Annotated in this window: 22 protein-coding genes; 15 read left to right on the top strand and 7 right to left on the bottom strand. The window is 71.8% G+C overall.

What is annotated here, in order from left to right; translation table 11 throughout:
• Positions 1–80: 80 nt before the first annotated feature.
• Both BLT99_RS11885 and BLT99_RS11880 read right to left on the bottom strand, forming a co-directional pair.
• Positions 81–1,130: an ABC transporter permease gene (locus BLT99_RS11885; RefSeq protein WP_092672667.1), complete on the bottom strand. Its 1,050-nt coding sequence runs from the start codon at positions 1,128–1,130 to the stop codon at positions 81–83.
• A complete protein-coding gene (locus BLT99_RS11880; protein WP_172802975.1) occupies positions 1,127–2,611 on the bottom strand; it encodes a sugar ABC transporter ATP-binding protein in 1,485 nt (494 codons plus the stop codon). Before BLT99_RS11880 ends, BLT99_RS11885 begins: the two co-directional genes overlap by 4 nt.
• A gap of 296 nt (positions 2,612–2,907) precedes the next feature.
• Here BLT99_RS11880 and BLT99_RS11875 point away from each other — a divergent pair, with 296 nt between their 5' ends.
• The 11 genes from BLT99_RS11875 to BLT99_RS11825 all read left to right on the top strand — a co-directional run bounded on the left by BLT99_RS11875 (position 2,908) and on the right by BLT99_RS11825 (position 14,383).
• Positions 2,908–3,954, top strand: a complete 1,047-nt coding sequence (locus BLT99_RS11875; protein WP_092672664.1) for a substrate-binding domain-containing protein — start codon at positions 2,908–2,910, stop codon at positions 3,952–3,954.
• A 72-nt stretch (positions 3,955–4,026) separates the two neighbouring features.
• Positions 4,027–5,223: a Gfo/Idh/MocA family protein gene (locus BLT99_RS11870; RefSeq protein ID WP_229724359.1), complete on the top strand. Its 1,197-nt coding sequence runs from the start codon at positions 4,027–4,029 to the stop codon at positions 5,221–5,223.
• Positions 5,224–5,284: 61 nt separating this feature from the next.
• Positions 5,285–6,421, top strand: coding sequence for a polyprenyl synthetase family protein (locus BLT99_RS11865; RefSeq protein ID WP_157674993.1), 1,137 nt, complete (start codon positions 5,285–5,287; stop codon positions 6,419–6,421).
• A gap of 145 nt (positions 6,422–6,566) precedes the next feature.
• Positions 6,567–7,748 (top strand): inositol-3-phosphate synthase, encoded by a 1,182-nt coding sequence (locus BLT99_RS11860; protein WP_229724358.1) that lies wholly within the window; start codon positions 6,567–6,569, stop codon positions 7,746–7,748.
• Positions 7,748–8,620, top strand: coding sequence for an SCO3242 family prenyltransferase (locus BLT99_RS11855; protein WP_092676226.1), 873 nt, complete (start codon positions 7,748–7,750; stop codon positions 8,618–8,620). Before BLT99_RS11860 ends, BLT99_RS11855 begins: the two co-directional genes overlap by 1 nt.
• On the top strand, positions 8,617–9,489 hold the full coding sequence (locus BLT99_RS11850) for a sugar phosphate isomerase/epimerase family protein (RefSeq protein WP_229724357.1): 873 nt from the start codon (positions 8,617–8,619) through the stop codon (positions 9,487–9,489). The genes BLT99_RS11855 and BLT99_RS11850 overlap by 4 nt, the downstream gene beginning before the upstream one ends.
• Before the next feature lie 5 nt (positions 9,490–9,494).
• Positions 9,495–9,911, top strand: a complete 417-nt coding sequence (locus tag BLT99_RS17865; RefSeq protein WP_092672655.1) for an EboA domain-containing protein — start codon at positions 9,495–9,497, stop codon at positions 9,909–9,911.
• Positions 9,911–10,813 carry a TatD family hydrolase gene (locus tag BLT99_RS11840; RefSeq protein ID WP_092672652.1) on the top strand — a complete coding sequence of 301 codons (903 nt, stop codon included), beginning with the start codon at positions 9,911–9,913 and terminating at the stop codon, positions 10,811–10,813. The genes BLT99_RS17865 and BLT99_RS11840 overlap by 1 nt, the downstream gene beginning before the upstream one ends.
• Entirely contained in the window at positions 10,813–11,937 is a 1,125-nt protein-coding gene (eboE, locus tag BLT99_RS11835) for a metabolite traffic protein EboE (RefSeq protein WP_092672649.1), read from the top strand. Before BLT99_RS11840 ends, eboE begins: the two co-directional genes overlap by 1 nt.
• Positions 11,934–13,364, top strand: a complete 1,431-nt coding sequence (locus BLT99_RS11830) for an alkaline phosphatase family protein (RefSeq protein ID WP_092672646.1) — start codon at positions 11,934–11,936, stop codon at positions 13,362–13,364. Before eboE ends, BLT99_RS11830 begins: the two co-directional genes overlap by 4 nt.
• Positions 13,361–14,383, top strand: a complete 1,023-nt coding sequence (locus BLT99_RS11825) for a sugar phosphate isomerase/epimerase family protein (protein WP_092672644.1) — start codon at positions 13,361–13,363, stop codon at positions 14,381–14,383. The genes BLT99_RS11830 and BLT99_RS11825 overlap by 4 nt, the downstream gene beginning before the upstream one ends.
• 116 nt (positions 14,384–14,499) lie before the next feature.
• On the opposite strand, the gene BLT99_RS11820 is transcribed toward BLT99_RS11825, so the two are convergent.
• Both BLT99_RS11820 and BLT99_RS11815 read right to left on the bottom strand, forming a co-directional pair.
• Positions 14,500–15,171, bottom strand: coding sequence for an ABC transporter ATP-binding protein (locus BLT99_RS11820; RefSeq protein WP_092672641.1), 672 nt, complete (start codon positions 15,169–15,171; stop codon positions 14,500–14,502).
• Positions 15,172–15,254: 83 nt separating this feature from the next.
• Complete coding sequence (locus BLT99_RS11815; RefSeq protein WP_092672638.1) at positions 15,255–16,736, bottom strand: ABC transporter permease; 1,482 nt, start codon at positions 16,734–16,736, stop codon at positions 15,255–15,257.
• Positions 16,737–16,936: 200 nt separating this feature from the next.
• On the opposite strand from BLT99_RS11815, the gene BLT99_RS11810 reads away from it, so the two are divergent.
• Together BLT99_RS11810 and BLT99_RS11805 are read left to right on the top strand one after the other, a co-directional pair.
• A complete protein-coding gene (locus tag BLT99_RS11810; RefSeq protein ID WP_092672635.1) occupies positions 16,937–17,686 on the top strand; it encodes a response regulator transcription factor in 750 nt (249 codons plus the stop codon).
• Positions 17,683–19,353 carry a sensor histidine kinase gene (locus tag BLT99_RS11805; RefSeq protein WP_229724356.1) on the top strand — a complete coding sequence of 557 codons (1,671 nt, stop codon included), beginning with the start codon at positions 17,683–17,685 and terminating at the stop codon, positions 19,351–19,353. Before BLT99_RS11810 ends, BLT99_RS11805 begins: the two co-directional genes overlap by 4 nt.
• Before the next feature lie 36 nt (positions 19,354–19,389).
• On the opposite strand, the gene BLT99_RS11800 is transcribed toward BLT99_RS11805, so the two are convergent.
• Positions 19,390–19,830 carry a MarR family winged helix-turn-helix transcriptional regulator gene (locus BLT99_RS11800; RefSeq protein ID WP_157674992.1) on the bottom strand — a complete coding sequence of 147 codons (441 nt, stop codon included), beginning with the start codon at positions 19,828–19,830 and terminating at the stop codon, positions 19,390–19,392.
• A 10-nt stretch (positions 19,831–19,840) separates the two neighbouring features.
• On the bottom strand, positions 19,841–21,601 hold the full coding sequence (locus BLT99_RS11795) for an MDR family MFS transporter (protein WP_092672629.1): 1,761 nt from the start codon (positions 21,599–21,601) through the stop codon (positions 19,841–19,843).
• A 357-nt stretch (positions 21,602–21,958) separates the two neighbouring features.
• On the opposite strand from BLT99_RS11795, the gene rplJ reads away from it, so the two are divergent.
• Positions 21,959–22,474, top strand: coding sequence for a 50S ribosomal protein L10 (rplJ, locus tag BLT99_RS11790; protein ID WP_092672626.1), 516 nt, complete (start codon positions 21,959–21,961; stop codon positions 22,472–22,474).
• A 51-nt stretch (positions 22,475–22,525) separates the two neighbouring features.
• Positions 22,526–22,915, top strand: coding sequence for a 50S ribosomal protein L7/L12 (gene rplL / locus BLT99_RS11785; protein ID WP_092672623.1), 390 nt, complete (start codon positions 22,526–22,528; stop codon positions 22,913–22,915).
• A 105-nt stretch (positions 22,916–23,020) separates the two neighbouring features.
• Here rplL and BLT99_RS11780 read toward each other — a convergent pair whose 3' ends face one another.
• Positions 23,021–23,641 (bottom strand): peptidoglycan-binding domain-containing protein, encoded by a 621-nt coding sequence (locus tag BLT99_RS11780; protein WP_092672620.1) that lies wholly within the window; start codon positions 23,639–23,641, stop codon positions 23,021–23,023.
• Positions 23,642–23,755 lie beyond the last annotated feature (114 nt).

The raw sequence follows: 23,755 nt of genomic DNA, 5'->3' as shown, positions 1-23,755 counted from the left end.
TCGATCCTCCCATAGCCCATGTCATGACTCGCATGGCTTCGTATGCACCCGTCGTTCGCCGCGCCCCAGATCGAGGGACGCTATTGCGTCCGCGATCCCTGTCCGGAGAAGCGCTGCTGGAGCAGCACGGCGATGACGATGATGACGCCCTTCGCGACGGCCTGGACCGACGTGGAGAGGTTGTTCTGGGTGAACACGTTCGTGAGCGTGGCGAAGATGAGCACGCCGAACACCGTGCCGGTGATGGTGCCTCGACCACCCGCGAGCAGCGTGCCGCCCACGACCACGGCGGCGATCGCGTCGAGCTCGTAGAGCATGCCGTGGGTCGACGTTCCCGCGGTGGTGCGACCGAGGATCATGACCGCGGCGATGCCGGCGGTCAGGCCCGCGAGCGCGTAGAGGTAGATGGTGTGGCGGCGCACGGCGAGGCCGGCGAGGCGGGCGGCCTCGCGGTTGCCGCCGATCGCGATCGTGCGGCGGCCGAACGTGGTGCGGTTCAGCAGGATCCAGCCGCCGACGGCGACGAGGATGAAGATCCAGATCAGCATGTCGACACCGAGCAGGTCGAGGTTCATGAACTCGATGTACTCGGGGATGCGGACGACCTGCGTCTGGCGGTTGGCGAGGATCTCGGCGAGACCGCGTGCCGCGACGAGCATCGCGAGGGTCGCCATGAACGCGACGACCTTGCCGTAGGCGATGACGATGCCGTTGATGAAGCCGGCGGCGAGGCCGACCGCGAGCGCCACGAAGACCATCACGAGCCACGTGGAGTTCTCGGCCGCGACCTGCACGGCGCTCAGCGTCGCGACGACCGAGGCCAAGCCCATGACCGAGCCGACCGACAGGTCGATGCCGCCGCCGATGATGACGAACGTCATGCCGATCGAGATCACGCCGATGATCGAGGCGAGGCGGAGGATCACGAGGATGTTGTCGACGTTCGTGAATCGCTCGCCCGCAGTGATGGCGCCCACCGCGAAGAGTGCGAGGAGGGCGAGGACCAGGCCGAGGTTGCGCCCGACCGAGCCGCTGAGGAGCGACTTCGCCGAGAAGCGCCGCTCGGTGGGGGGGAGCTGTTCGGGATCGTTCTGGGCAGAGGTGATGGTCTGCGACTGCTGCTCGCTCACGCGGCGGTTCCTTCCATGATGAGGTCGAGCACGCGGTGCTCGTCGATCTGGTCTGCCTTCACGGTGCTGAGCACGCGGCCGTCGGCGATGACGAGGACCGTGTCGGCCAGTCCGAGGACTTCTTCGATCTCGCTCGAGACGATGACGACGGCGTCCCCGTTCGCCGCGAGCTTGCGGATGAGGGCGTAGATCTCGGCGCGTGCGCCGACGTCCACACCGCGCGTGGGCTCGTCGAGCAGGAGCACCGACGTGCGGTTCACCAGCCAACGCGCGAGGAGGATCTTCTGCTGGTTGCCGCCCGACAGCGTGCGTGCCGGACGGTCGGGGTCGGCTGGCCGCAACTGCAGCGCGGAGATCTGCTCCTGGGCCGTGCGGCGCTCGGCCCGCTCGTTGACGAAGCCGCCCCGCGCGTACCGCGTGAAGGAGGCGAGCGTGACGTTCTGGTAGATGGGCTCGTCGAGCAGGAGGCCCTGGCTCTTGCGCTCCTCGGGCGAGAGCCCGACGCCCGCGCGCACGGCGTGGCGGACCGAGCCGCGGCGCAGCTCGCGGCCGTCGACCTGGACCGAGCCCCCCGTGGCGCGGCGGGCACCGTAGATGGTCTCCAGGATCTCCGAGCGGCCCGACCCGACCAGGCCGGCCAGTCCGACGATCTCGCCCGCGCGCACGCTGAAGTTGATGTCGTGGAACACGCCGTCGAGGCTGAGGCCCTCGACCTCGAGCTTCACCGGGGCGGATGGCTCGACCGGGGTCGCGGGCGGGAAGACGTTCGCGACCTCGCGGCCGGTCATCAGCCGGATGAGCTCGGAGGTCGGCGTGTCGGCGACGGGGAGCCCGTTCGCGGTGCTCCGGCCGTCCTTCAGGACCGTGATGCGGTCGCCGATCTCGCGGATCTCCTCGAGCCGGTGGGTGATGTAGACCACGGCGATGCCCGCGGCCGTGAGCTCGCGCACCACGCGGAAGAGGTTCTTGACCTCTTCACTGTCGAGCACGGCCGACGGCTCGTCCATGATGATCAGCTTGGTGTCGTGGCTCAGCGCGCGGGCCATGCTCACGATCTGCTTGTTCGCGGCACTCAGCGATCCCACCTCGCGGGACGGGGAGAGGTTCGCGTGGCCGAGGCGCTTCAGCAGTTGGCGCGTGCGCGTGTTCGCCTCGCCCGTGCGGAGGAAGCCGCCGACCTCGAGCTCGTGCCCGAGGAAGATGTTCTCGGCGATCGAGAGCCCGTCGACCACGTCGAGCTCCTGGTACATCGTGGCGATGCCGAGCGCGATGGCGTCCTGGGGGGAGGAGAGCGTCACCTCCTCGCCGTTCCAGAGGATGCTGCCCTCGTCGGGAGTGTGCGCGCCCGCGAGCGTCTTGATCAGCGTCGACTTGCCCGCGCCGTTCTGCCCGAGGATGCAGTGCACCTCGCCGGCGACGATCTCGAGGTCGACGCCCTTCAGCGCCTGCACGCCGGCGAAGCTCTTCGAGATGCCGCTCATGCGGAGTAATGCCGGAGAATGGTCGTCTTTGATCACTCTGGAATCATAACTCCATCTCGCCGAGAAGCAAGTCTCATCTTGGCCCTCCTGGCGATCATGCGCGAGTACCGACTTCGAGGGGTCGTCGCGGCCACTCGTCCCACTTTCGACAATCATCGTGCATAAGTTGCGCAACGCGGGTGGTCTTCTGCTACGGTGACGAAACGTCAACGTGGACTCCGTCGGGTGTGGTCGCACTCGGGTGGATGAAGTCCACCTGGCGGCGCTGCGTCACATCCAACGAGAGGACAACCACAATGAGCGTCAAGCGCACTTCACGTGCTCGCGCCTTCGTCATGGCGGGAGCTTCGCTCGCCGTCGCCGGCCTGCTCGCGGGCTGCACCGCGGGCGACTCGGGATCGAGCGTGACCGAGAACCAGAACTCGGCCGAGGAGAACGCCGCCTCGGGCGACACGGTCGTCATCGGCTTCTCCGGCCCCGCCGCTGACCACGGCTGGCTCGGCGCCATCAACTCGGCAGCGCAGGCCGCGGCCGACTCCTACGACGACGTCGAGCTGCGCGTCGCCGAGGGCACCAACGACGCCAACCTCCAGATCAGCCAGGTCGAGACCTTCGTCAACGAGGGCGTCGACGCGATCGTGCTGCTGCCGACCGACGGCGCTGCGCTGACCGAGGCGGCGATCCAGGCCATGGAGGCCGGCATCCCCGTCATCAACGTGGACCGCGAGTTCTCGGACCCCGCCGCGGCCCGCGCGACGATCCTCGGCGACAACTACGGCATGGGCGTCTCGGCCGGCTCCTACATCTGCGAGCGACTCGAGGGCCAGGACGACGCCGTCGTCGCCGAGATCGCCGGCATCGACTCCCTCCCGCTCACGCAGGACCGCTCGCGCGGCTTCGCCGACGCGCTCGCGGACTGCGGCCTCGAGGTGAGCAACCGCGTCGCCGCGGACTTCACCATCCAGGGCGGTGAGGCCGTGACCTCGCAGCTGCTGTCCGCGGCTCCCCAGATCGACGCGATCTGGAACCACGACGACGACCAGGGCGTCGGCGTGCTCGCCGCGATCGAGGCGGCCGGCCGCGACGAGTTCTTCATGGTCGGCGGCGCCGGCAGCGCGAACGCGATGCGCGCCATCGAGTCGGGCGACTCGGTGCTCGAGGCGACGGTCATCTACCCGTCGACCCAGGCGGCCGACGGCATCGCACTCGCGCGCCTCATCGCGCAGGGCAAGACCATGAGCGACCTCTACACGCCGAGCGTCCCGAACCGAATCGTGCTCGACGCGCCGGTCGTGACGGCCGACAACGTGGACCAGTACATCGAGTTCGCGTTCGAGTCCTGATCCGAACACCCTCGAGGCCGGGCGCCCACGGGCGCCCGGCCTCCCCTACACAGGAAGGCGGCTTCGATCCGCATGGCTGAACGACTCCGCGTCGCGATGGTGGGCAACGGCTTCATGGGGGCCGCCCATTCGCAGGGATGGCGCGTGGCGCCGAGGTTCTTCGACCTCCCGCTGCAGCCGACGATGGACGTGCTGGTCGGGCGAGATCCGGGCCGTGCGGGCGAGGCCGCCGCGAAGTGGGGCTGGGGCGAGGTCTCGACCGACTGGCGCGAGGTCGTCGAACGCGACGACATCGACGTGGTCGACATCGTCACCCCGGGCGACAGCCATGCCGAGATCGCGATCGCCGCGCTCGAGGCCGGCAAGCACGTGCTCTGCGAGAAGCCGCTGGCCAACTCGACGGTCGAGGCCGAGGCGATGACGCGGGCGGCCGAGGCCGCGTCGGCTCGCGGCATCCGCTCGATGCTCGGCTTCACCTATCGCCGCGTGCCGGCCACCGCCCTGGCGCGGCAGCTCATCGCCGACGGTCGCATCGGCGAGGTCCGCCACCTGCGCGCGTCGTACCTCCAGGACTGGCTGGTCGACCCGGCGGCGCCGATGACCTGGCGCCTCGAGAAGGATCGCGCGGGATCGGGCGCGCTCGGTGACATCGGCGCCCACGCGGTGGACCTCGCGCAGTACATGACCGGGCTGCGGCTCAGCGAGGTCTCGGGCGTGCTCGAGACGTTCGTCCGTCGTCGGCCCCTGCCCTCCGGTTCGAGCTCGGGCGCGATCGCCGGATCGTCGTCGTCCGAGCCCGCGACCGAGTTCGGCGAGGTCACGGTCGACGACCTCGCGCTCTTCCGCGGCCGGTTCGCCTCGGGCGCACTCGGCACCTTCGAGGCCTCGCGCATGGCCACCGGGCGCAAGAACTCCCTGCGCATCGAGATCTCCGGCTCGCTCGGCTCGATCGCCTTCGACCTCGAGAACCTGAACGCGCTCGAGTTCTACGACGCGACCGAGCCCACGGTCGAGCAGGGCTTCAAGACCATCATCGTGACCGAGCCCGAGCACCCGTGGGTCGATGCGTGGTGGCCCGCCGGGCACATGCTCGGCTACGAGCACGGCTTCGCCAACCAGGCGAAGGACTTCGTGGACGCGATCGCCGCCGGCTCGCCGCCGCGACCCTCGTTCGCCGACGGGCTGCACGTGCAGCGCGTGCTCGACGCCGTCGAGCACAGCTCTGCCACGGATGGCGCGTGGGTGGGCGTCGCCGACGGATCGGACTGACCGACCCGTCCGCGCCGTTCGGCCCGAGTGCGATGGCGCGCCGGGCGGGGAGGAGTGTGCCATGCCGTTGCAGGAGCAGGCACGGCTCGCGGTGCCGCACGGCATCGCGCCGGCGCCTCGTATCGACGGAGCCGCCGAGCTCGCCGACGCGGTGGGCCGAGCCGTCACCCGGACGACGGCCGCGGTGGCCGCGTCCTGGGAGCGGGTCGCCGACTCGGCCGCCGCGGCGGATCCCGAGCTGCGCGAGCTGATCGCGGTCCTCGCCGAGCTCGAGGGCGGCAAGCAGCTGCGCGCCCGGCTCGCGGTCGCGGCCTACCTCGGGATGGGCGGCGGTGATCCCGCAGTCTGCGATGCGCTCGGCGCCGCCGTGCAACTCCTCCACACCGGCCTCTGCGTGCACGACGACCTCATCGACGGCGACGACCGCAGGCACGGGCGACCCAACGTCGCCGGCACCGTACTCAACGCGTGGCGTGCGGCCGGGGCGGCTCCGGATGTGGCGACTCGCCAAGCCGACTCCGCCGCGTTGCTCGCCGGCGACCTGGCGATCAGCGCGAGCCTGCGCGCGGTCGCCGAGGTACCCGTGCCTCCCGCACTGCGCCTCGAGCTCATGCGGGAGGTCCTCACGGCGCTCGACGCCGCGATCGCCGGCGAGCTCCTCGACGTCCGCAGCGAGCGGCTCGCCCCCGGGGCGGCGCGGCCGATCCGGATGGCCGAGCTGAAGACCGCCGGGTACAGCGTGATCCTGCCGCTGCGCCTGGGCGCGGTGGCCTCCGGATCGGCCGATCCCGCCGCGCTCGCCGCGCTCGCCGAGTACGGGCGGCACCTCGGCATCGCGTACCAGCTGAGGGACGATGAGCTCGCCGTGTTCGGCGATGCGGGCCGCACCGGCAAGTCGACGAGCTCCGACGTGCGCGGCGGCAAGCGCACGAGGCTGCTGCAGCTCGCGCTCGACGGCGCCGAAGCGGCCGACCGTGCCGTGCTCGAGCGCGAGGTCGGACGTGCCGACGCCACCGAGGAGAGCGTCGAATGCGTGCGCGCGATCATGCGGCGGTCGGGCGCCCTCGAGCGCCATCGCGCGCTCGTCGTCGGCCACGCTGCCGAGGCGGTCGGCGCGCTCGACGCGGGGGACCTCCCGCATGCACTGGTCGCCTACCTCCAGGTGATCGCCCGCGGGGTCCCCGGACGAGACCGCTGACTTCAGTCGATCACTGCGCAGGTTTTCAACTCCGATAGCGCGACTTCTGATTGACCAAAGATGCAAGCTCCGATACGTTCGGAACGAGCCGGCCGAGGGCGGAGGCGCCCGGGCAACGATGCACACGGAACGGAGTGGTTCGACGATGAACGAGGGACGCACGGGAGTCTGGTTCGTGGGCGCGCGCGGCAGCGTCGCGACGACGGCGACGGTCGGCCTGGCGGCGCTGGCTGAGGGGATCGCCCGGCCCGTGGGCCTCGTGACCGCGGGTTCAGCGTTCGACGGGGTGCCGCTGCCCGACTTCGACGACTTCGTCGTCGGCGGCCACGACGTCGATGAGACGCCGCTCGTCGAGCGCGCTCGACGCCTCGCGACCGGCGGCATGATCCCGGCCGCGACCGTCGAGGCCGTCGCCCACCGCCTGGACGCCGCCGACGCCGAGATCCGGCTCGTCCCGCGAACGGCGCGCGGCTCCCAGCGCCGCGAGATCGGCCTTCGCGCCGACGACATCCGCTCCTTCCGCGAGCGTCACGGCCTCCGGCGCGTCGTGGTGATCGACGTGGCCTCGACCGAGCCGCTGCCGGCCGACCGCCCCGAGTTCCACGACCACGATGCGCTCGTCGCGGCCCTGGCGCAGGACGGCGTCGAGCTCCTTCCCTCGAGCACCCTGTCGGCGCTCGCCGCGGTCACGGGAGCGGGCGCGCCCTACGCGTGCTTCACGCCGTCGATCTCGCTCGGCATCCCCGCACTGCACGCCGTCGCGGCCGACGCGGGCGTGCCGATCGCCGGCCAGGACGGCAAGACCGGTGAGACCCTGCTGCGCACGGTGCTCGCCCCGATGTTCTCCTCGCGCGGCATGCGCGTGCTCTCGTGGGCGGGCGCGAACCTGCTCGGCGGCGGCGACGGCGCCACCCTCGCCGATCCCGCCGCGGTCGAGTCCAAGCTGGCCTCGAAGAACCGCGGCCTGCACGACCTGCTCGGGCACGACGTGGTCACCCCGCTGCACATCGACAACGTGCCCGACCTCGGCGACGTCAAGACGGCGTGGGACCACGTGCACGCCGAGGGCTTCCTCGACACGCGCATCACGCTGCAGACCACCTGGACCGCGTACGACTCCACGCTCGCCGCTCCGCTCGTCATCGACCTGGCGCGACTGCTGACCCTCGCCGACCAGGCCGGGCTGTCCGGTCCCATCGCCGAGCTCGGCTACTTCTTCAAGGACCCGTGGGGCAGCGAGGAGCACGCGTTCGCCCGCCAGGCCGACGAGCTGGTCTCGTGGGCCCTGCGCACGGCGGTGCGGAGGACCACGGCGCAGGTGGCGTGATGGCCTCGGCGTCCACCTTCCTCCAACTGGTCCGCGCGCCCGCAGGACTCACGGTCCTCGGTGACGCGACCGCGGGCATGGCGTCCGTCGGTCGCACGGGCCTCGTGCCGCGGCTCGGCCTGCCGATCGCGTCCGTGCTGCTCTACTGGGGCGGGATGGCGCTCAACGACGCCGCCGACGCCGAGCTCGATCGCGTCGAGCGGCCCGAGCGCCCGATCCCATCCGGGCGGATCACGCGGCGGGGCGCGCTCGGGGTGGCCGGCGCGCTCACGGTCGCCGGCGTCGCGGTCGCGGGACTGACCGGCGGCCGCAGCTCGCTCGCCGTGGCCGTGCCGCTCGCCGCATCGATCTGGACCTACGACCTCGTGGCCAAGCGCGGCTGGACCGGTCCGATCGTCATGGCGGCGTGCCGCGGGCTCGACGTGCTGCTCGGCGCGGGCCGAGATCGCGCGGGCGATGCGCTGCGACCGGCGCTCGTCATGGCGGGGCACACCGCGAGCGTCACCGCGCTCGCGCGCGGCGAGGTGCACGGCACGCGACCCGCGATCGCGGCGGCCGTGTCGGCGACCACGGTGGCCGCCGGTGTCGCGGCGGTGCGCCCCGAGGCGAGCGTCGCTGGCGTGGTGTCGGCGGCGGCCGCCGCCCGGTTCGCGGTGCCGACCGTGCGCGCGCAGGCGGCCGCGGTCCGTTCGCCGTCGGCGTCCGTGGTCCGCACGGCGACGCGCCGCGGCATCCTCGGCATGGTGCCCCTGCAGGCGGCACTGACGGCCCGGGCCGGTCGCCCGGTCGACGCCCTCGTCCTGCTCGCGATCGACGCGGTCGCGACGCGGCTCGCACGGCGGGGCGCCGCGAAGGGCAGGGATGTGACGTGAGCGCGACGATGCCCGCCACGAAGCCGCGCCCGCGGCTCGGCTACGGCACGAACGGCTTCGCCGACCATCCGCTCGACGACGCCCTCGACGTGCTGCAGTCGAACGGCTACGACGCGGTCGCCCTCACGCTGGGTCACCCGCACTTCGACCCGTTCTCCGCCGGATGGCTCGACCGCGCGATCGCGCTGCGCGCCGACCTCGAGCGACGCGGCCTGCGCGTCGTGGTCGAGACCGGCGCCCGGTACGTGCTCGACCCGGTGCGCAAGCACCGGCCGAACCTGCTCGACGACGAGGCCGAGGCGGCCGAGCGCGTGGCCTTCCTGGTGCGAGCGATCGAGATCGCGGCGCTGCTCGACGCCGACTGCGTGTCCTTCTGGTCGGGGGTCCGGCCCGAGGGCGTCGAACCGGACGTCGCGTGGCGCCGCCTGGTCGACCGCGCCCGCGAGGTCGTCGCCGCGGCCCGAGCCGCCGACGTCCGGCTGGGCCTCGAGCCCGAGCCCGGGATGCTCGTCGAGACCGTCGCCGACGCACTCCGCCTGCGCGCCGAGCTCGGCGACCCGCGCGAACTCGGGATCACGGTCGACCTCGGGCACTGCGTCGTCGTCGAGCCCGACGGCGTCGAAGGTGCGCTGCGGGCGGCCGGCGACCTGCTCGTCAACGTGCAGGTCGACGACATGCGGCCGCACGCGCACGAGCACCTCGAACTCGGCGGGGGGAGCGTCGACCTCGAGCGGGCCTTCCGCACGCTCGCCGAACTCGGCTACGACGGCGTCGCGGCCATCGAGTTGCCCCGGCACTCGCACGCGGCGCCCCGGATCGCCGCGGAGAGCATCGCGCGGCTGAACGACATCATCGAGGGGATCGGGTGATTCGCATGGAGTCCATCGAGGAGCGCTACCGCGACGGCGACACCGAGGAGCGCGTCCGCGTGCTCGACGAGCTCGACCGGCTCGCCGCCTCGGACGGCGTCGATGCCGGCACGCGCGACATGGGCATCGCGCTCATCCGCGACGCGCTGCGAGCCAACGACCCGCGCCTGGTGGCCAGCGCCTTGGGCCCGTTCGCCGAACGGCACCTGCCCGACCACGACTGGCGGCACGGCGTGATCAAGCTCGTCTTCATGGGCGTGCCGCTCTCGGGCGTCTCCGGCCTCGATTCCCGTGCCGACGCCGAGCTCGCACGCATGGCCGAGGACCTCGCCGAGGAGCGCGAGGCGGCCGGCCGCGCCATCCCCGACGACCTGCGGGCGCTGCTGCCCGCCGCCCGAGCCCGACGAGAGGAAGCCCGCTGATGCGCATCTTCGACCCGCACATCCACATGACGTCGCGCACGACCAACGACTACGAGGCCATGTACGCGGCGGGCGTGCGCGCCCTCGTCGAGCCGTCGTTCTGGCTCGGCCAGCCGCGCACGAACGTCGGCTCGTACCTCGACTACTTCGACGCGCTCACGGGCTGGGAACGCTTCCGCGCCTCGCAGTTCGGCATCCGCCACCACTGCGCGCTCGCGCTCAACCCGAAGGAGGCGAACGACCCCCGCTGCCGCGAGGTCCTGGCCGAGCTGCCGCGGTTCCTCCGGCGCGAGTCCGTCGTCGCGATCGGCGAGACGGGCTACGACTCGATGACGCCCGAGGAGGACGAGGTGCTCGAGGCCCACCTCGCCCTCGCGATCGAGCACGGCCTGTCCGTCATCGTGCACACCCCGCACCGCGACAAGAAGCACGGCACGCGCCGCACGCTCGAGGTGATCGCGCACTCCGGCATCGCGCCCGAGCTCGTCGTGCTCGACCACCTCAACGAGGTCACCATCGAGATGGTCAAGGAGAGCGGCGCCTGGATGGGCTTCTCGATCTACCCCGACACCAAGATGGACCCGCACCGGATGGTCGCCCTCCTCCAGGGGTACGGCACCGAGCGCGTGCTCGTGAACTCGGCAGCCGACTGGGGGCGCTCCGACCCGCTCCTCACCGCGAAGACCGGTGCCGCGATGCTCGACGCGGGCTTCGCGCCCGACGACGTCGACACCGTGCTCTGGAGGAACCCGGTCGACTTCTTCGCGCAGAGCGGACGGCTCGACCTCTCACCGCTGCCCGGCTTCGACCTCGCGACCGCGCCCGAGACCTTCTCGGGCAACTCGATCCTGCGGGGCGGGGCGGATGTCGCGACGCCGGTCCCCGAAGGGGCGGCGCGCTGATGCACCTCTCCTATTGCACCAACGTGCACCCCGCCGAGGACCTCGACGGCGTCATCCGCCAGCTCGACGCGTACGCAGGCCCGGCGAGGGCCGCAGCCGGATTCGAGACCCTCGGCGTCGGGCTCTGGCTGCCCGCCCCGCTGGCGGCCCGGCTCGCGGCCGAGCCCGCGGCGCTCGACCGCCTCCGTACGGCGCTCGACCGGAACGGGCTCGAGGTGCGCACGCTCAACGCGTTCCCCTCCGAGGCGTTCCACGCCGAGGTCGTCAAGCTCGACGTCTACCGGCCGGACTGGACCGATCCGGCTCGGCTCGACTACACGATCGACGCGGCGCGCGTGCTCGCCGCACTGCTGCCGCACGGCGCCGAGGGCAGCATCTCGACGCTGCCGCTCGGCTGGCGGGTCGGATGGGACGATGCGGCCGATCGCGCGGCGACGGACGCGCTCGTCGCGCTCGGCGCCGAGCTCCGCGCCATCCGTGCCGAGACCGGGCGGGTCATCCGCCTCGCCATCGAGCCCGAGCCGGGCTGCGTGCTCGACGACGTCGACGACGTGGTCGCCTGGCTCGCGTCGCACCGCGACCGGCTCGACCTCGACCGCCTCGGCGTGTGCCTCGACACGTGCCACCTCGCGGTCTCGTTCGCCGATCCGGCCGGTGCGGTGGCCCGTATCGCCGACGCGGGGATCCGGGTGGTGAAGGTGCAGGCGTCGGCCGCGCTGCACGTCGAGCGGCCCGACGACGCCGGCGCGCGCCTGGCCGTCGCGGCCTACGCCGAGGACCGCTACCTGCACCAGGTCCGCGAGCAGGCGCCGGGCGGAGCCATCCGCGTCGACGACCTGCCCGAGGCGCTCGACCGGCTGCCCGCCGAGGCGCCGTGGCGCGTGCATTTCCACGTGCCGCTGCACCTCGAGCCCGAGGCACCGCTCTCGTCGACCACCGACGTGCTGCGCACCGCGCTCGCCGTCGTGCGCGAGGTGCAGCCGGTCGACCAGCTCCACGTCGACGTCGAGACGTACACGTGGTCGGTGCTGCCCGGCGCGCCGGTCGACCTCGTCGACGGCATCGCCGCCGAGCTGCGCTGGGCCGCGGCCGAGCTCCTCGAACGCGAGGGGCAGCCGGCATGAGCGGCCGCGTGCTCCTCCTCGACGTCGTCGGCCTCACCGCCGACGCGCTGCAGCACATGCCGCGCCTGAACCGGATGGCGCGAGCCGGCGCCCGCGCCGAGCTCGGCACCGTGCTGCCCGCCGTCACGTGCTCGGTGCAGTCGTCGGTGCTCACGGGTGCCATGCCCTCGAGCCACGGCATCGTGGGCAACGGATGGTACTTCCGCGGCCTCGGCGACGTGCTGCTGTGGCGCCAGCACAACCGGCTGGTCCGCGGCGAGAAGCTCTGGGAGACCGCCCGCCGCCGACGCGGCGGCGACTACACGAGCGCGAATCTCGGCTGGTGGTACGCGATGGGCGCGACGACCGACCTCACCGTGACGCCGCGTCCGATCTACCACGCCGACGGCCGCAAGTCGCCCGACTTCTACGCCCGACCCCCGCGACTGCACGACGAGCTGCGCGAGGAGCTCGGCGAGTTCCCGCTGTTCCAGTACTGGGGGCCGACCGCGAGCATCCGTTCGACGCAGTGGATCGTCGACGCCACCCGACGGGTGCTCGCCGATCCCGGCACGCCCGACCTCACGATGGCGTACCTGCCGCACCTCGACTACGACGTGCAGCGGTTCGGACCCGACGCCCCCGAGGCGGCGCGCGCCGCCGCCGAGCTCGACGCCGCGATGACCCCGTTGCTCGACCAGGCCGAGGCGCAGGACGTCACGGTCGTCGCGCTCGCCGAGTACGGGATCGCGCCGGCCGGCCGCCCGGTCGACGTCAACCGCGCGCTGCGTCGCGAGGGCCTTCTCGAGGTGTACGTGCAGGACGGTCGGGAGCAGCTCGACCCGTGGACATCGCGCGCGTTCGCCGTCGCCGACCACCAGGTCGCGCACGTCTACGTCGCCGACCCGGCCGACGTGCCCCGTGTGGCGGCGATCCTGCGCGATCTGGACGGGGTCGACGAGGTGCTCGATCGCGAGGCGCAGGCACGGTACGGCCTCGACCACTCGCGGTCGGGCGAGCTCGTCGTCGTGGCAGAGCCCGGCGCCTGGTTCACCTACTACTTCTGGCTCGACGACGACCGCGCGCCCGAGTACGCGCGCGGCGTCGACATCCACCGCAAGCCCGGCTACGACCCCGCCGAGCTCTTCTTCGATCCCGCCGACAAGCTCGCCAAGGCGAAGGCCGCGGGCAACCTCCTGCGCAAGAGGCTCGGGCTCCGCTACGCGATGAGCACCGTGCCCCTCGACCCGTCGTGCGTGCGCGGCACGCACGGCCGGCTTCCCGACTCCGGCGCCGACACGCCCCTGCTCCTGGCGTCCGATCCCCGCTTCCTCGACGGCGCCGGCGAGCGCGTGCACGCGACCGAGTTGCGCGACCTCGTGCTGCGATGGCAGGGCCTCGGCGAGATCTCCACGATGTCCGACCCCCACGAAAGGATCCGAGCATGACCGACACTCCCGCCGCGACGCATCCCGTCACGCTGTTCACCGGCCAGTGGGCCGACCTGCCGTTCGAGGAGGTCGCGCGCCTCGCCTCGGAGTGGGGCTACGACGGCCTCGAGATCGGCATCGGCGGCGACCACCTCGACACGAAGCTCGCCGATGAGGAGCCCGGCTACCTCAAGGAGAAGCTCGAGCTCCTCAAGCGCTACGACCTGAAGGTCTATGCGATCTCCAATCACCTCACCGGCCAGGCCGTGTGCGACGACCCGATCGACTTCCGCCACCAGGCGATCGTGCGGCCGTACACGTGGGGCGACGGCGACGCCGAGGGCGTGCGTCAGCGTGCGGCCGAGGATCTCAAGCGCACCGCGCGCGTCGCCCGCAAGCTCGGCGTCGACACCGTCATCGGCTTCACGGGCTCGAAGATCTGGCAGTACGTGGCCATGTTCCCACCGGTGCCCGCCTCGGTCATCGACGCGGGCTACGAGGACTTCGCGAACCGGTGGAACCCCATCCTCGACGTGTTCGACGACGAGGGCGTGCGGTTCGCGCACGAGGTGCACCCGTCCGAGATCGCGTACGACCACTGGACCAGCGTGCGCACGCTCGAGGCCATCGACCGTCGTCCGGCGTTCGGCTTCAACTGGGACCCCAGCCACATGATGTGGCAGGGCGTCGACCCCGTGGGCTTCATCTGGGACTTCCAGGACCGGATCTACCACGTCGACTGCAAGGACACGCGCATCCGCACCGCGAACAGCCGGTCGGGCATCCTCGGCTCGCACCTGCCGTGGGGCGACCCGCGCCGCGGCTGGGACTTCGTCTCGACCGGGCACGGCGACGTGCCGTGGGAGGACGCGTTCCGCGCGCTCGACGCGATCGGCTACACCGGCCCGATCTCGGTCGAGTGGGAGGACGCCGGCATGGACCGCCTGCACGGCGGCCCGCAGGCGCTCGAGTTCGTGCGATCGCTCATCTGGCCGCGCCCGACCGCGTCGTTCGACGCCGCCTTCTCGAACCAGTAGGGCGGCGCCGGATCCCGGGTTCGCGCGAGTCTTCGTCGCGCGAACCCGGGATTCGCCGCGCCGTGGTGAGCGGATGCCGCGGGCCGGAGGGCGGGCCCGCGACATCCGCTCGGCGACTACGCCCGCTCGGTCACCGACCCGTCCGTGAGATGCAGCCGCCGCTCCGCCCGCCGCGCGACGGCGGAGTCGTGCGTCACGATCACGAGCGTCAGCCCGCGATCGCGCCAGAGTCCCTCGAGGAGGTCCATGATCTCGTCGCGGGTCTGCTCGTCGAGGTTGCCCGTGGGTTCGTCGGCGAGCAGCACCTCGGGCTCCTTCACGAGCGCCCGGGCGATGGCGACGCGCTGCTGCTGCCCGCCCGAGAGCTCGCTCGGCACGTGGTACGCGCGGTCGCCGAGGCCGACCGACTCCAGCGCCGCCGTCGCGCGGCTCCGCCGCTCGTCGGCCGCGACTCCGAGCGGTTCGAGCGCGGTCTCGACGTTCTCCTGCGCGGTCAGCGTCGGGATGAGGTTGAACCCCTGGAAGACGAAGCCGATCTCGCGCGCCCGGATGGCCCCGAGCTTCGTGTCGGGCATGCCCGACAGGTCGGCCTCGCCGAGCGAGACGCGGCCTGCGGTGGGCCGGTCGAGCGCGCCGAGCAGCTGCAGCAGCGTCGACTTGCCGCCGCCCGTCGGTCCCTGGATCGCGACGAGCTGGCCCGCCGGGATCTCGAGGTTGACGTCCTTCAGCGCCGTGATCGTGCGCTCCTTCTGGCGGTAGGTCTTCGAGACGTTCTCGAGGGTGTACATGGGGTGCTTCCTTCCGTGCGGGTCGTGCGGGTCGTGCCGGCCGTGCCGGTCGCGGTGGGGGCGAGCGGATGCCGCGACATCCGTCACGCGACGCTGCGCAGCGCCTCGGCGGGCCGCAGCCGGCTGGCGCGCCATCCGCCGATCGCACCGGCGAGCAGGCCGCCGAGCAGGGCGAGGCCGACCGCGATCGCGACCACCGAGATCGTCACCGGGGCCGTGAGCACGACCTCGCTCGAGGCCTGCGCGGCGTCGAAGGGGTTCGCCCCGCCCGCGAAGCCGCCGCCCATCGGGCCTTCGGCCGCGACCTGCGGCGCCGCGGTCGTGGCCAGGGTGGGGGCGATCGCGTTCACGATCGCGATGCCCGTGAAGCCGAGCACGAGTCCCGCCGCGCCGCCGATGAGGCCCTGCACGAGCGACTCGCCGGTCACCTGCCCGACGATGCGGCGGTTGGACCATCCGATCGCCTTGAGCGTGCCGAACTCGCGCGTGCGTCGGGTCACGCCCTGGATGGTGAACAGGATCGCGATCAGGAACGCCGCCGCGAGCACCGCGACCGAGAGCCACAGGCCGAGGCTCGAGATGAGCCGGCTCGCGCTGCCGAGCGAGCCCGAGACCGAGGCGGCGAGCTCCTCCTGCGTGCTGACCTGCTGGTCGGGCAGCGCCGCCTCGAGGTCGGACTTCACGCTCGAGATGACGTCGGCCGACTCGGCCTGCACCGCGATGTCGGAGACTTGGCCGTCGAGGCCCGAGAGCTCCTGCGCCACGTCGAGCGGGATGTACGCGTCGGACGCGGTCGAGGCGTCGGCCGACGTCGAGGCGACCGTGCCGACGACCTCGAACTCGGTGCCGCCGAGGTCGATGGTGTCGCCCACCGCGAGGCCCTCGGTCGTCGCGTAGGCCTCGTCGAGCACGACGACGTACTCGCCGGCGTCGTCGGCGTCGAGGCCGCGGCCGTCGACGAGTTCGACGGCGCTCAGGGGCCCGACCGCGTCGGCGGCCGGGTCGATGCCGGTCACGCTCGTGCTCGCGACGTCGAACGCGCCGCCGCCGAAGCTGCGGCTGCCGCCCTCGCCCGGCGCCGGCATCGTCGCGTCGCCGTCCGTGCCGTCGCCCCCGTCCGTCGGCGGCGCGGGCAGTTCCCCGTCGAACGTGACGTTCGTGAGGCTGAGGGTGGCGGATGCCGCGGCCACTCCGTCGACCTCCTGCACCGTGTCGAGCGCCGATGCGTCGAAGGTCGACGAGCCCGGACCTGCGGTCAGGCGCGAGTTGCTGAGCTCGGTCGTCGAGCCGTCCGATCCGGTGGCGCCGTCGTCCTGGCCGAACTCGAAGCGCACGCCGCCGCCGGGGCCCTCGCCTTCGCCCGGTGCAGCGGGCGCCTGGGATACGGTCAGGTCGGTGCCGACCCCGTAGACGGATTCGAGCACGGCGGCCTGCGCGTCGCGCACACCGGCCGAGACGGCGTTCACGATCATGACGAGCGCGATCGCGAGCGCCATCCCGATCGCGATGATGGCGGTCTGCCTGCGGCGCCCGGCGAGTTCGCGCCGGAGGTAGGTGAAGAACATGTGGGGTCCTCGGGGTCTCGGAGCGCCCACCGGGCGATGGGCTCGACGCGACGCTAGGAACCGCGACTGTGCCCGCCCGATGCCGGGCCTATGCCTCCGGTATGAGAGACTCCGCCGCGTGCGGTCCTCATACCTTCATCACAGGCGGCATCCGCCCTGCCCATAGGAAACCCACAGGGCGGCGCGCATACTCGGAAGACATGACGAGTCCTCCCGCACCCGGAACCGCGCAGCGACCGCAGATCGCCAAGGCCGACGGCAGCGCCGTGCGCGTGCTCGTCGTGGACGACGAGCATTCGCTCACCGACCTGCTCAAGATGGCCCTGCGCTACGAGGGCTGGGAGGTGCGGACGGCATCGGACGGCTTCGGCGCGGTGCGCGTGGCGCGCGAGTTCCGGCCCGACGCGATCGTGCTCGACATCATGCTGCCCGACATCGACGGGCTCGAGGTGCTGCAGCGCGTGCGGGCCGACGGAACCGAGACGCCCGTGCTCTTCCTGACGGCGAAGGACTCGCTCGACGACCGCATCGCCGGGCTCACCGCCGGCGGCGACGACTACGTCACCAAGCCCTTCAGCCTCGAGGAGGTCGTGGCGCGCCTGCGCGGTCTCATCCGCCGCTCGACCCTGACGCTCGCACAGGCGAAGGACCCGGTGCTGCGGGTCGGCGATCTCTCCCTCGACGAGGACTCGTACGAGGTCGAGCGCGACGGCACGCCGATCGAGCTCACCGCGACCGAGTTCGAGCTGCTCCGCTTCCTCATGCGCAATCCGCGACGCGTGCTCTCGAAGGCGCAGATCCTCGACCGCGTCTGGAACTACGACTTCGGGGGCAAGGAGTCGGTCGTCGAGCTCTACATCTCCTACCTGCGCAAGAAGATCGACGCGGGCCGCGAGCCCATGATCCACACCGTGCGCGGGGCGGGCTACATGCTCAAGGCGGCCGGATGACGCGCCCGGGCGATCCGGGGCACGCCGCCGCGACGCGACAGGCCGTCGCCGACGCGCGCGCCGCCGATCCGCGGGCTGCCGGCGCGCGACCCGTCGACGCGCCCGCGCACCCTTCCGGAGCACCCGTGTCCGGCGATGCCGCCGGCACGCCGAACGCCGACGCACGCGTGCCCGAGGGGACCTCGACCACGGCCGCCGCACGCCGCAGGGGTGCGCCGAAGACGCTTCGCCGGCGCCTGCTCATGATCATCGCGGGGCTCGTGGTCCTCGTGAGCGCCGTCGTCGGACTCATCAGCGTCGCGGCCCTGCACAACCAGCTCGTGGCCCGATTGGACGCGCAGCTCGAGCAGGCGATCGAGCGTGCCGCGCGAGTCGTCGACGACCCGGGTGGTCCGCTGCCCATCCCGCCCGAGGGTGCCGAGGCGCTCCTCCGGATACCCGGGCAGCCGCTCGGCGCGATCGCCGCGTTCGTCACCGATCGTGCGGTGCTGTACTCAGGTACCATCGATCGCGAGGGCGAGATCGGGAAGCTCTCGGACGAGGCGGGCGAAGCCATCGCCGCGATCCCGACCGACCGCCAGCCGGTGACGGTCGAGCTCGACGAGCTGGGGGAGTACCGTGCCATCGCGGCGCCGACGAACGGCGGGTACTCGTTCGTGGTCGCATTCCCGCTCGCCGAGGTCAACGCCGTGACGACGCAGCTTGCGATCACCGTCGCCATCATCGCGCTCGCGGGACTGGCCGGCGCGCTCCTGCTCGGGGCGGTGACCGTGCGGCGCGCGCTGCAACCGCTCGACCAGGTGACGGAGACGGCGACGCTCGTGTCCGAGCTGCCGCTCGCCCGCGGCGATGTCGAACTGCCCGACCAGGTGCCCGTCGACGACGAGCGCACCGAGGTGGGCCGCCTCGGCACGGCGTTCAACCGCATGCTCGGGCACGTGTCATCCGCCCTGTCGGCTCGCGAGCAGTCGGAGCGCAAGGTGCGCCGGTTCGTGGCCGACGCGAGCCACGAGCTCCGCACGCCGCTCGCGTCGATCCGCGGCTACGCCGAGCTCACGCGCCTCCATGGCGGCGAACTGCCGCCCGACGTGGTGCATGCCGTCGGCCGCATCGAGTCGGAGTCGCTGCGCATGACCGAGCTCGTCGAGGACCTGCTGCTGCTCGCGCGGCTCGACGAGGGCCGCGAGCTGCGGCGGGATCCGGTCGACCTGCGGCAGCTCGTCGTCGACGCCGTGGGCGACGCGCAGGTGGCGGCGCCCGACCACGACTGGCGCGTTGCGGTGCCCGACGGTCCGCTCCAGATCACGGGCGACGAGTCGCGCCTGCGCCAGGTGCTCGCGAACCTCCTCGCCAACGCCCGCGTGCACACCCCCGAGGGCACCAAGGTGATCGTGCGCCTCCAACGGGCCGACCCGACGCCGGATGGCACGGGGCGCGGGCGCCGCGTGCGCGTCACGGTGACCGACGACGGACCCGGCATCGATCCCGCCGTGCGCGCGACGCTCTTCGAGCGGTTCGCGCGCGGCGACGCGTCGCGGTCGCGTCGTGCGGGCAGCACCGGCCTCGGACTCGCGATCGTGCGCGCGGTCGTCGCGGCGCACCACGGCGAGGTCTCGGTCGAGAGCGAGCCCGGACGCACCGAGTTCGCGGTCGAGCTGCCCGCCTGAGCCGCGCGCTCGCTCGTCGCCGGGTCGCCCGGACGGCTACGCCTCGGCGAGCACCTTGAGCATCTCGGCGAACGTGCGCAGCTCGCTCACCGAGCGCGATTCGAGCGCCGCGCGAACCCGTGACTGGTTGGCCGCTCGCACGGCCAGGACCCGCTCGACCGCGGTGGGCGTCGCACTCAGCGCGCGCAGGCGCCCGTCGCGCTCGTCGGGACGGCTCTCGACGAGGCCGGCCTCCTCGAGCACGCGGATCTGCCGGCTCACGACGCTCTTGTCCATGTCGAGCAGGTCGGCCAGGACGTGCGCGTTGGTCGATTCGAGGCGCACGATCGTGGCGAGCACCTTGTAGGCCGCGGGCGGCAGGCCCGGCTGCACCTGGTCGGCGGCTTCCTTCCAGACGAGCCGGGCCCGGGTGAACACCACGCCGAGCTGGTCCTCGACGAGGGCGATGGCCTCGTCGACGGCGGGATCGGCGGTCATGGCGCTCATGCTATCGGGCGCTCCGAGCGCCGCTCCCGGCCTCGGCCGGCACCCCGACCGAGCCGGTCTCGGGGTCGCGCACGAGGCCGACGGGTCGGAGGGCCACGGATGCGGCGGCGGCGTCGATCGCCGCATCCTCGGCGTCCTCGAGCTCGCGGGCGTGCTCGGCGGCATCCGGCGTCTCGCTCTTCGCCCGCTGGATCGCGTTCTGCGTGCCCAGGCTGATGTTCGGGAGGAACGCCACGGCGATGAGGGTCACGATCGCCAGCGGCACGGCCGCGAGGAACACGCTGCCGACGCCCGTGCCGTAGGCCGACTCGACGATGACACGCAGGAAGCCGGGCAGCTGGCTGATCTGCGGGATGGCGCCGCCGCCGAGGACCTTGGCCGCCTCCAGCTGCTGCTCGGGCTCGAGCCCCCCGATGCCGTCCCTGATCGAGTCGGCCACGACCGTGCCGAGGATCGACCCCATGACCGCGACGCCGACGGTGCCGCCGAGGCTGCGGAAGAACGTCACCGCGCTCGTCGCAACGCCGAGGTTCTTCACCTCGGTCGTGTTCTGCACGACGAGCACGAGGTTCTGCATCAGCATGCCGACGCCGGCGCCGAGCACGAACATCGAGATGCCGACGTACCAGAACGGCGTGTCGTAGTGCAGGCGCGAGAGCAGGAGGCTGCCGGCGATCATGAGCACGCCGCCCGTGACCATGAATCCCTTCCACTTGCCGCGGCGGCTGACGAGCGCGCCGATCACGGTGGAGGAGATGAGCACGCCGGCCATCATCGGGATGGTGAGCAGGCCCGACTCGGTCGGCGTGGCGCCGCGCGCGAGCTGCATGTACTGGCTCAGGAAGACCGCCGTGCCGAACATGGCGACGCCGACCGAGATCGACGCGATCACGGCGAGCGTGAAGGTGCGGTTGCGGAACATGCCGAGGGGGATCACCGGCTCCTTCACGCGGAGCTCGACGACGATCGCGATCACGAGGAGGAGCGCAGCGCCGCCGACCATGAGCAGGCTCGGGACCGACAGCCACTCGAAGTCCTTGCCGGCGAACGTGACCCAGAGCAGCAGGAGCGAGACGCCCGCCGAGATCAGCACGATGCCGGCGTAGTCGATCGAGACCTTCGTCTTCGGGCGCTTCGGCAGGTGCAGCGTGCGCTGCAGCAGGATGAGCGCGACGACCGCGATGGGAAGGCCCACGAAGAAGTTCCAGCGCCAGCCGAGTCCGTCGGTGATGACGCCGCCGAGCAGCGGGCCGCCGACCGTCGCGACGGCCATGACGGCGCCGAAGAGGCCGGCGTACTTGCCGCGCTCGCGCGGGCTGATGATGTCGGCCATGACGATCTGGCTGAGGGCGGCGAGGCCGCCGGCGCCGAGGCCCTGGAAGACGCGCATCGTGATCAGGGTTCCGGTGTCCTGCGAGAAGCCGGCGACGGCCGACGCGACCACGAAGATCACGAGCGCGAGCTGGAGCAGGAACTTGCGGTTGAAGAGGTCGGCGAGCTTGCCCCAGATCGGGGTCGACACGGTCGTCGCGAGCAGCGTCGCGGTGACGACCCACGTGAACGCCGATTGGTCGCCCTCGAGGTCGGCGATGATGAGCGGCAGCGAGGTGCCGACGACGGTCGAGGCGAGCATCGACACGAACATGCCGAGCAGCAGGCCCGACAGGGCGGTGAGCACCTCGCGGTGCGTCATCCCGTTGTCGGAGAGCGCGGCGGATGATGCCGAGGCGGTGGCTGCGCGGTCGCGCGAAGGGTTGGACATTGAGCTCCTGAAATCGTTGACAAGCGTCAACTATACGTAACTCATGGACATTGGTCAACTATTCCCGGATGGGCCGCATCGGGTGAGCACGTCGTGGCGAACCCGATTTGGCGGCGTGCGCGCCATCCGCTACCCTTGTCGGAGCCGAAGACCGCTGGTCGTCGCGCCCACCGCGAGGTGAGCCGACCGAAGCTCTGCGAATGCAGGGGCCCGCGCAGGTGTGACGAAGACCTCCCGATCGAATCGGGCCGAGCTCCGCGCGTCTGCGCCGGAGCTCTTTCCATTCTCCCGAACGTTGCCAGCGCTCCGAGGCCGTGCATCGCCACCGCGATGCACGTCGAGATACAAGGAGTGGCCATGGCGAACAAGGAAGCCGCGGTTGCCGAGCTCACCGAGAAGTTCGAGAGCTCGACCGCCGTTCTGCTGACCGAATACCGCGGCCTCACTGTTGCGAAGCTCAAGGAGCTGCGCAAGTCCATCAGTGGGGACGCGAGCTACGCCGTGGTGAAGAACACGCTGACCAAGATCGCGGCGAACAACGCCGGGATCTCCGCGTTCGACGAGGACCTCAAGGGTCCGTCGGCGATCGCGTTCGTGCACGGCGACCCGGTCGCCGTCGCGAAGTCGCTGCGTGACTTCGCCAAGGCGAACCCCCTCCTCGTGGTCAAGGGCGGCTTCTTCGATGGCAAGCCCCTGACCGCCGAAGAGGTAGGCAAGCTCGCCGACCTCGAGTCCCGCGAAGTGCTCCTGGCGAAGCTCGCCGGTGCCTTCAAGGCCTCGCTGTTCGGAGCCGCATATCTGTTCAACGCACCGCTGTCGAAGGCCGTCCGCACGGTCGACGCGCTGCGTGAGAAGCAGGAGTCCGCTGCGTAGGCGCGAGCCTCTCAAGCGGTGAGTAACCAGGAAATCTAAGGAGAAACCATCATGGCGAAGCTGTCCACTGAGGAGCTGCTCGAGCAGTTCAAGGGCCTGACCCTCATCGAGCTCTCGGAGTTCGTGAAGGCGTTCGAGGAGACCTTCGAGGTCACCGCGGCCGCCCCCGTTGCCGTTGCCGCCCCGGCCGCCGGTGGCGCCGGTGCCGCTGCCGAAGAGGTCGAGGAGAAGGACTCGTTCGACGTCGTCCTCGAGGCCGCCGGCGACAAGAAGATCCAGGTCATCAAGGTCGTCCGCGAGCTCACCTCGCTCGGCCTCGGCGAGGCCAAGGCCGTCGTCGACGGTGCTCCCAAGGCCGTGCTCGAGGGCGCGAACAAGGAGACCGCCGACAAGGCGAAGGCCGCCCTCGAGGAGGCCGGCGCGACCGTCACCCTCAAGTAATGTCGCGCGCTCACTCGAGCGCCGCAGCTTGAGGTGACCCGCGTCACCTGAACACACGGATGCCCCGTGCCGATTCGCTCGGCACGGGGCATCCGTCGTCTGCGCTCAGTCGTGCTCGCTCCTCACGAGGAGGTGGGCGAGCCCGGCATACGTGTTCGGCCCGGGGATGCCATCGATCGGCCCGGTGTAGCCGCCGCGTTGGGCGATGCGCTGCAGCGCCTTCCACGTGTTGGGTCCCGGGACGCCGTCGATGGGGCCGGCGTACCCGGTGCCCGTGAGCACGAACTGCACGCCCTTCCACGAGTTGTTCCCGAGCTGGCCGTCGTACGGGCCGAAGTAGCCGCCGATGCGGGCGAGCACCTGGAGTGCCCGGTACGTGTCCTCTCCGGGGTACCCGTCGACGGGTCCGGCGTAGCCGAACCCGGCGAGCACGGTCTGCACGCCCTTCCACGCCTCCGGCCGCATCGCGCCGTCATTGGGGCCGGTGTAGCCGCCCTTGGCGGCGAGCCGCTCGAGCGCATCCCACGTGGCCGGGCCCGGATAGCCGTCGACGTGGCCCGCGTACCCGTAGCCCTTGCCGGTCTGCTGGAGCGCCTTCCAGGTGTTCGGGCCGGGGACGCCGTCGTTCGGGCCCCGGTAGCCGCCCGCGCGCGAGATCCGTTGCAGGATGAGTCCCTGCTCGTGAGTGATCGCCGCAGTGGTGGCGGCGGCGGATTCGGTGGTCATGGTGTCCTCCTTCGGTGGATGAAGGACCGCGTGCGTCTGAGGGTTCCGCAGGCCGCCCGATGCGGACGCTACGACGGTGTCATCGGCTCGGCCACCGGGCTGTCCCTGAGGGAC

Origin of the sequence: Agromyces flavus, from assembly GCF_900104685.1 — a bacterium.
GTDB classification, from domain to species: Bacteria; Actinomycetota; Actinomycetes; order Actinomycetales; family Microbacteriaceae; genus Agromyces; species Agromyces flavus.
This window is presented reverse-complemented; position numbering and strand designations above follow the sequence as displayed.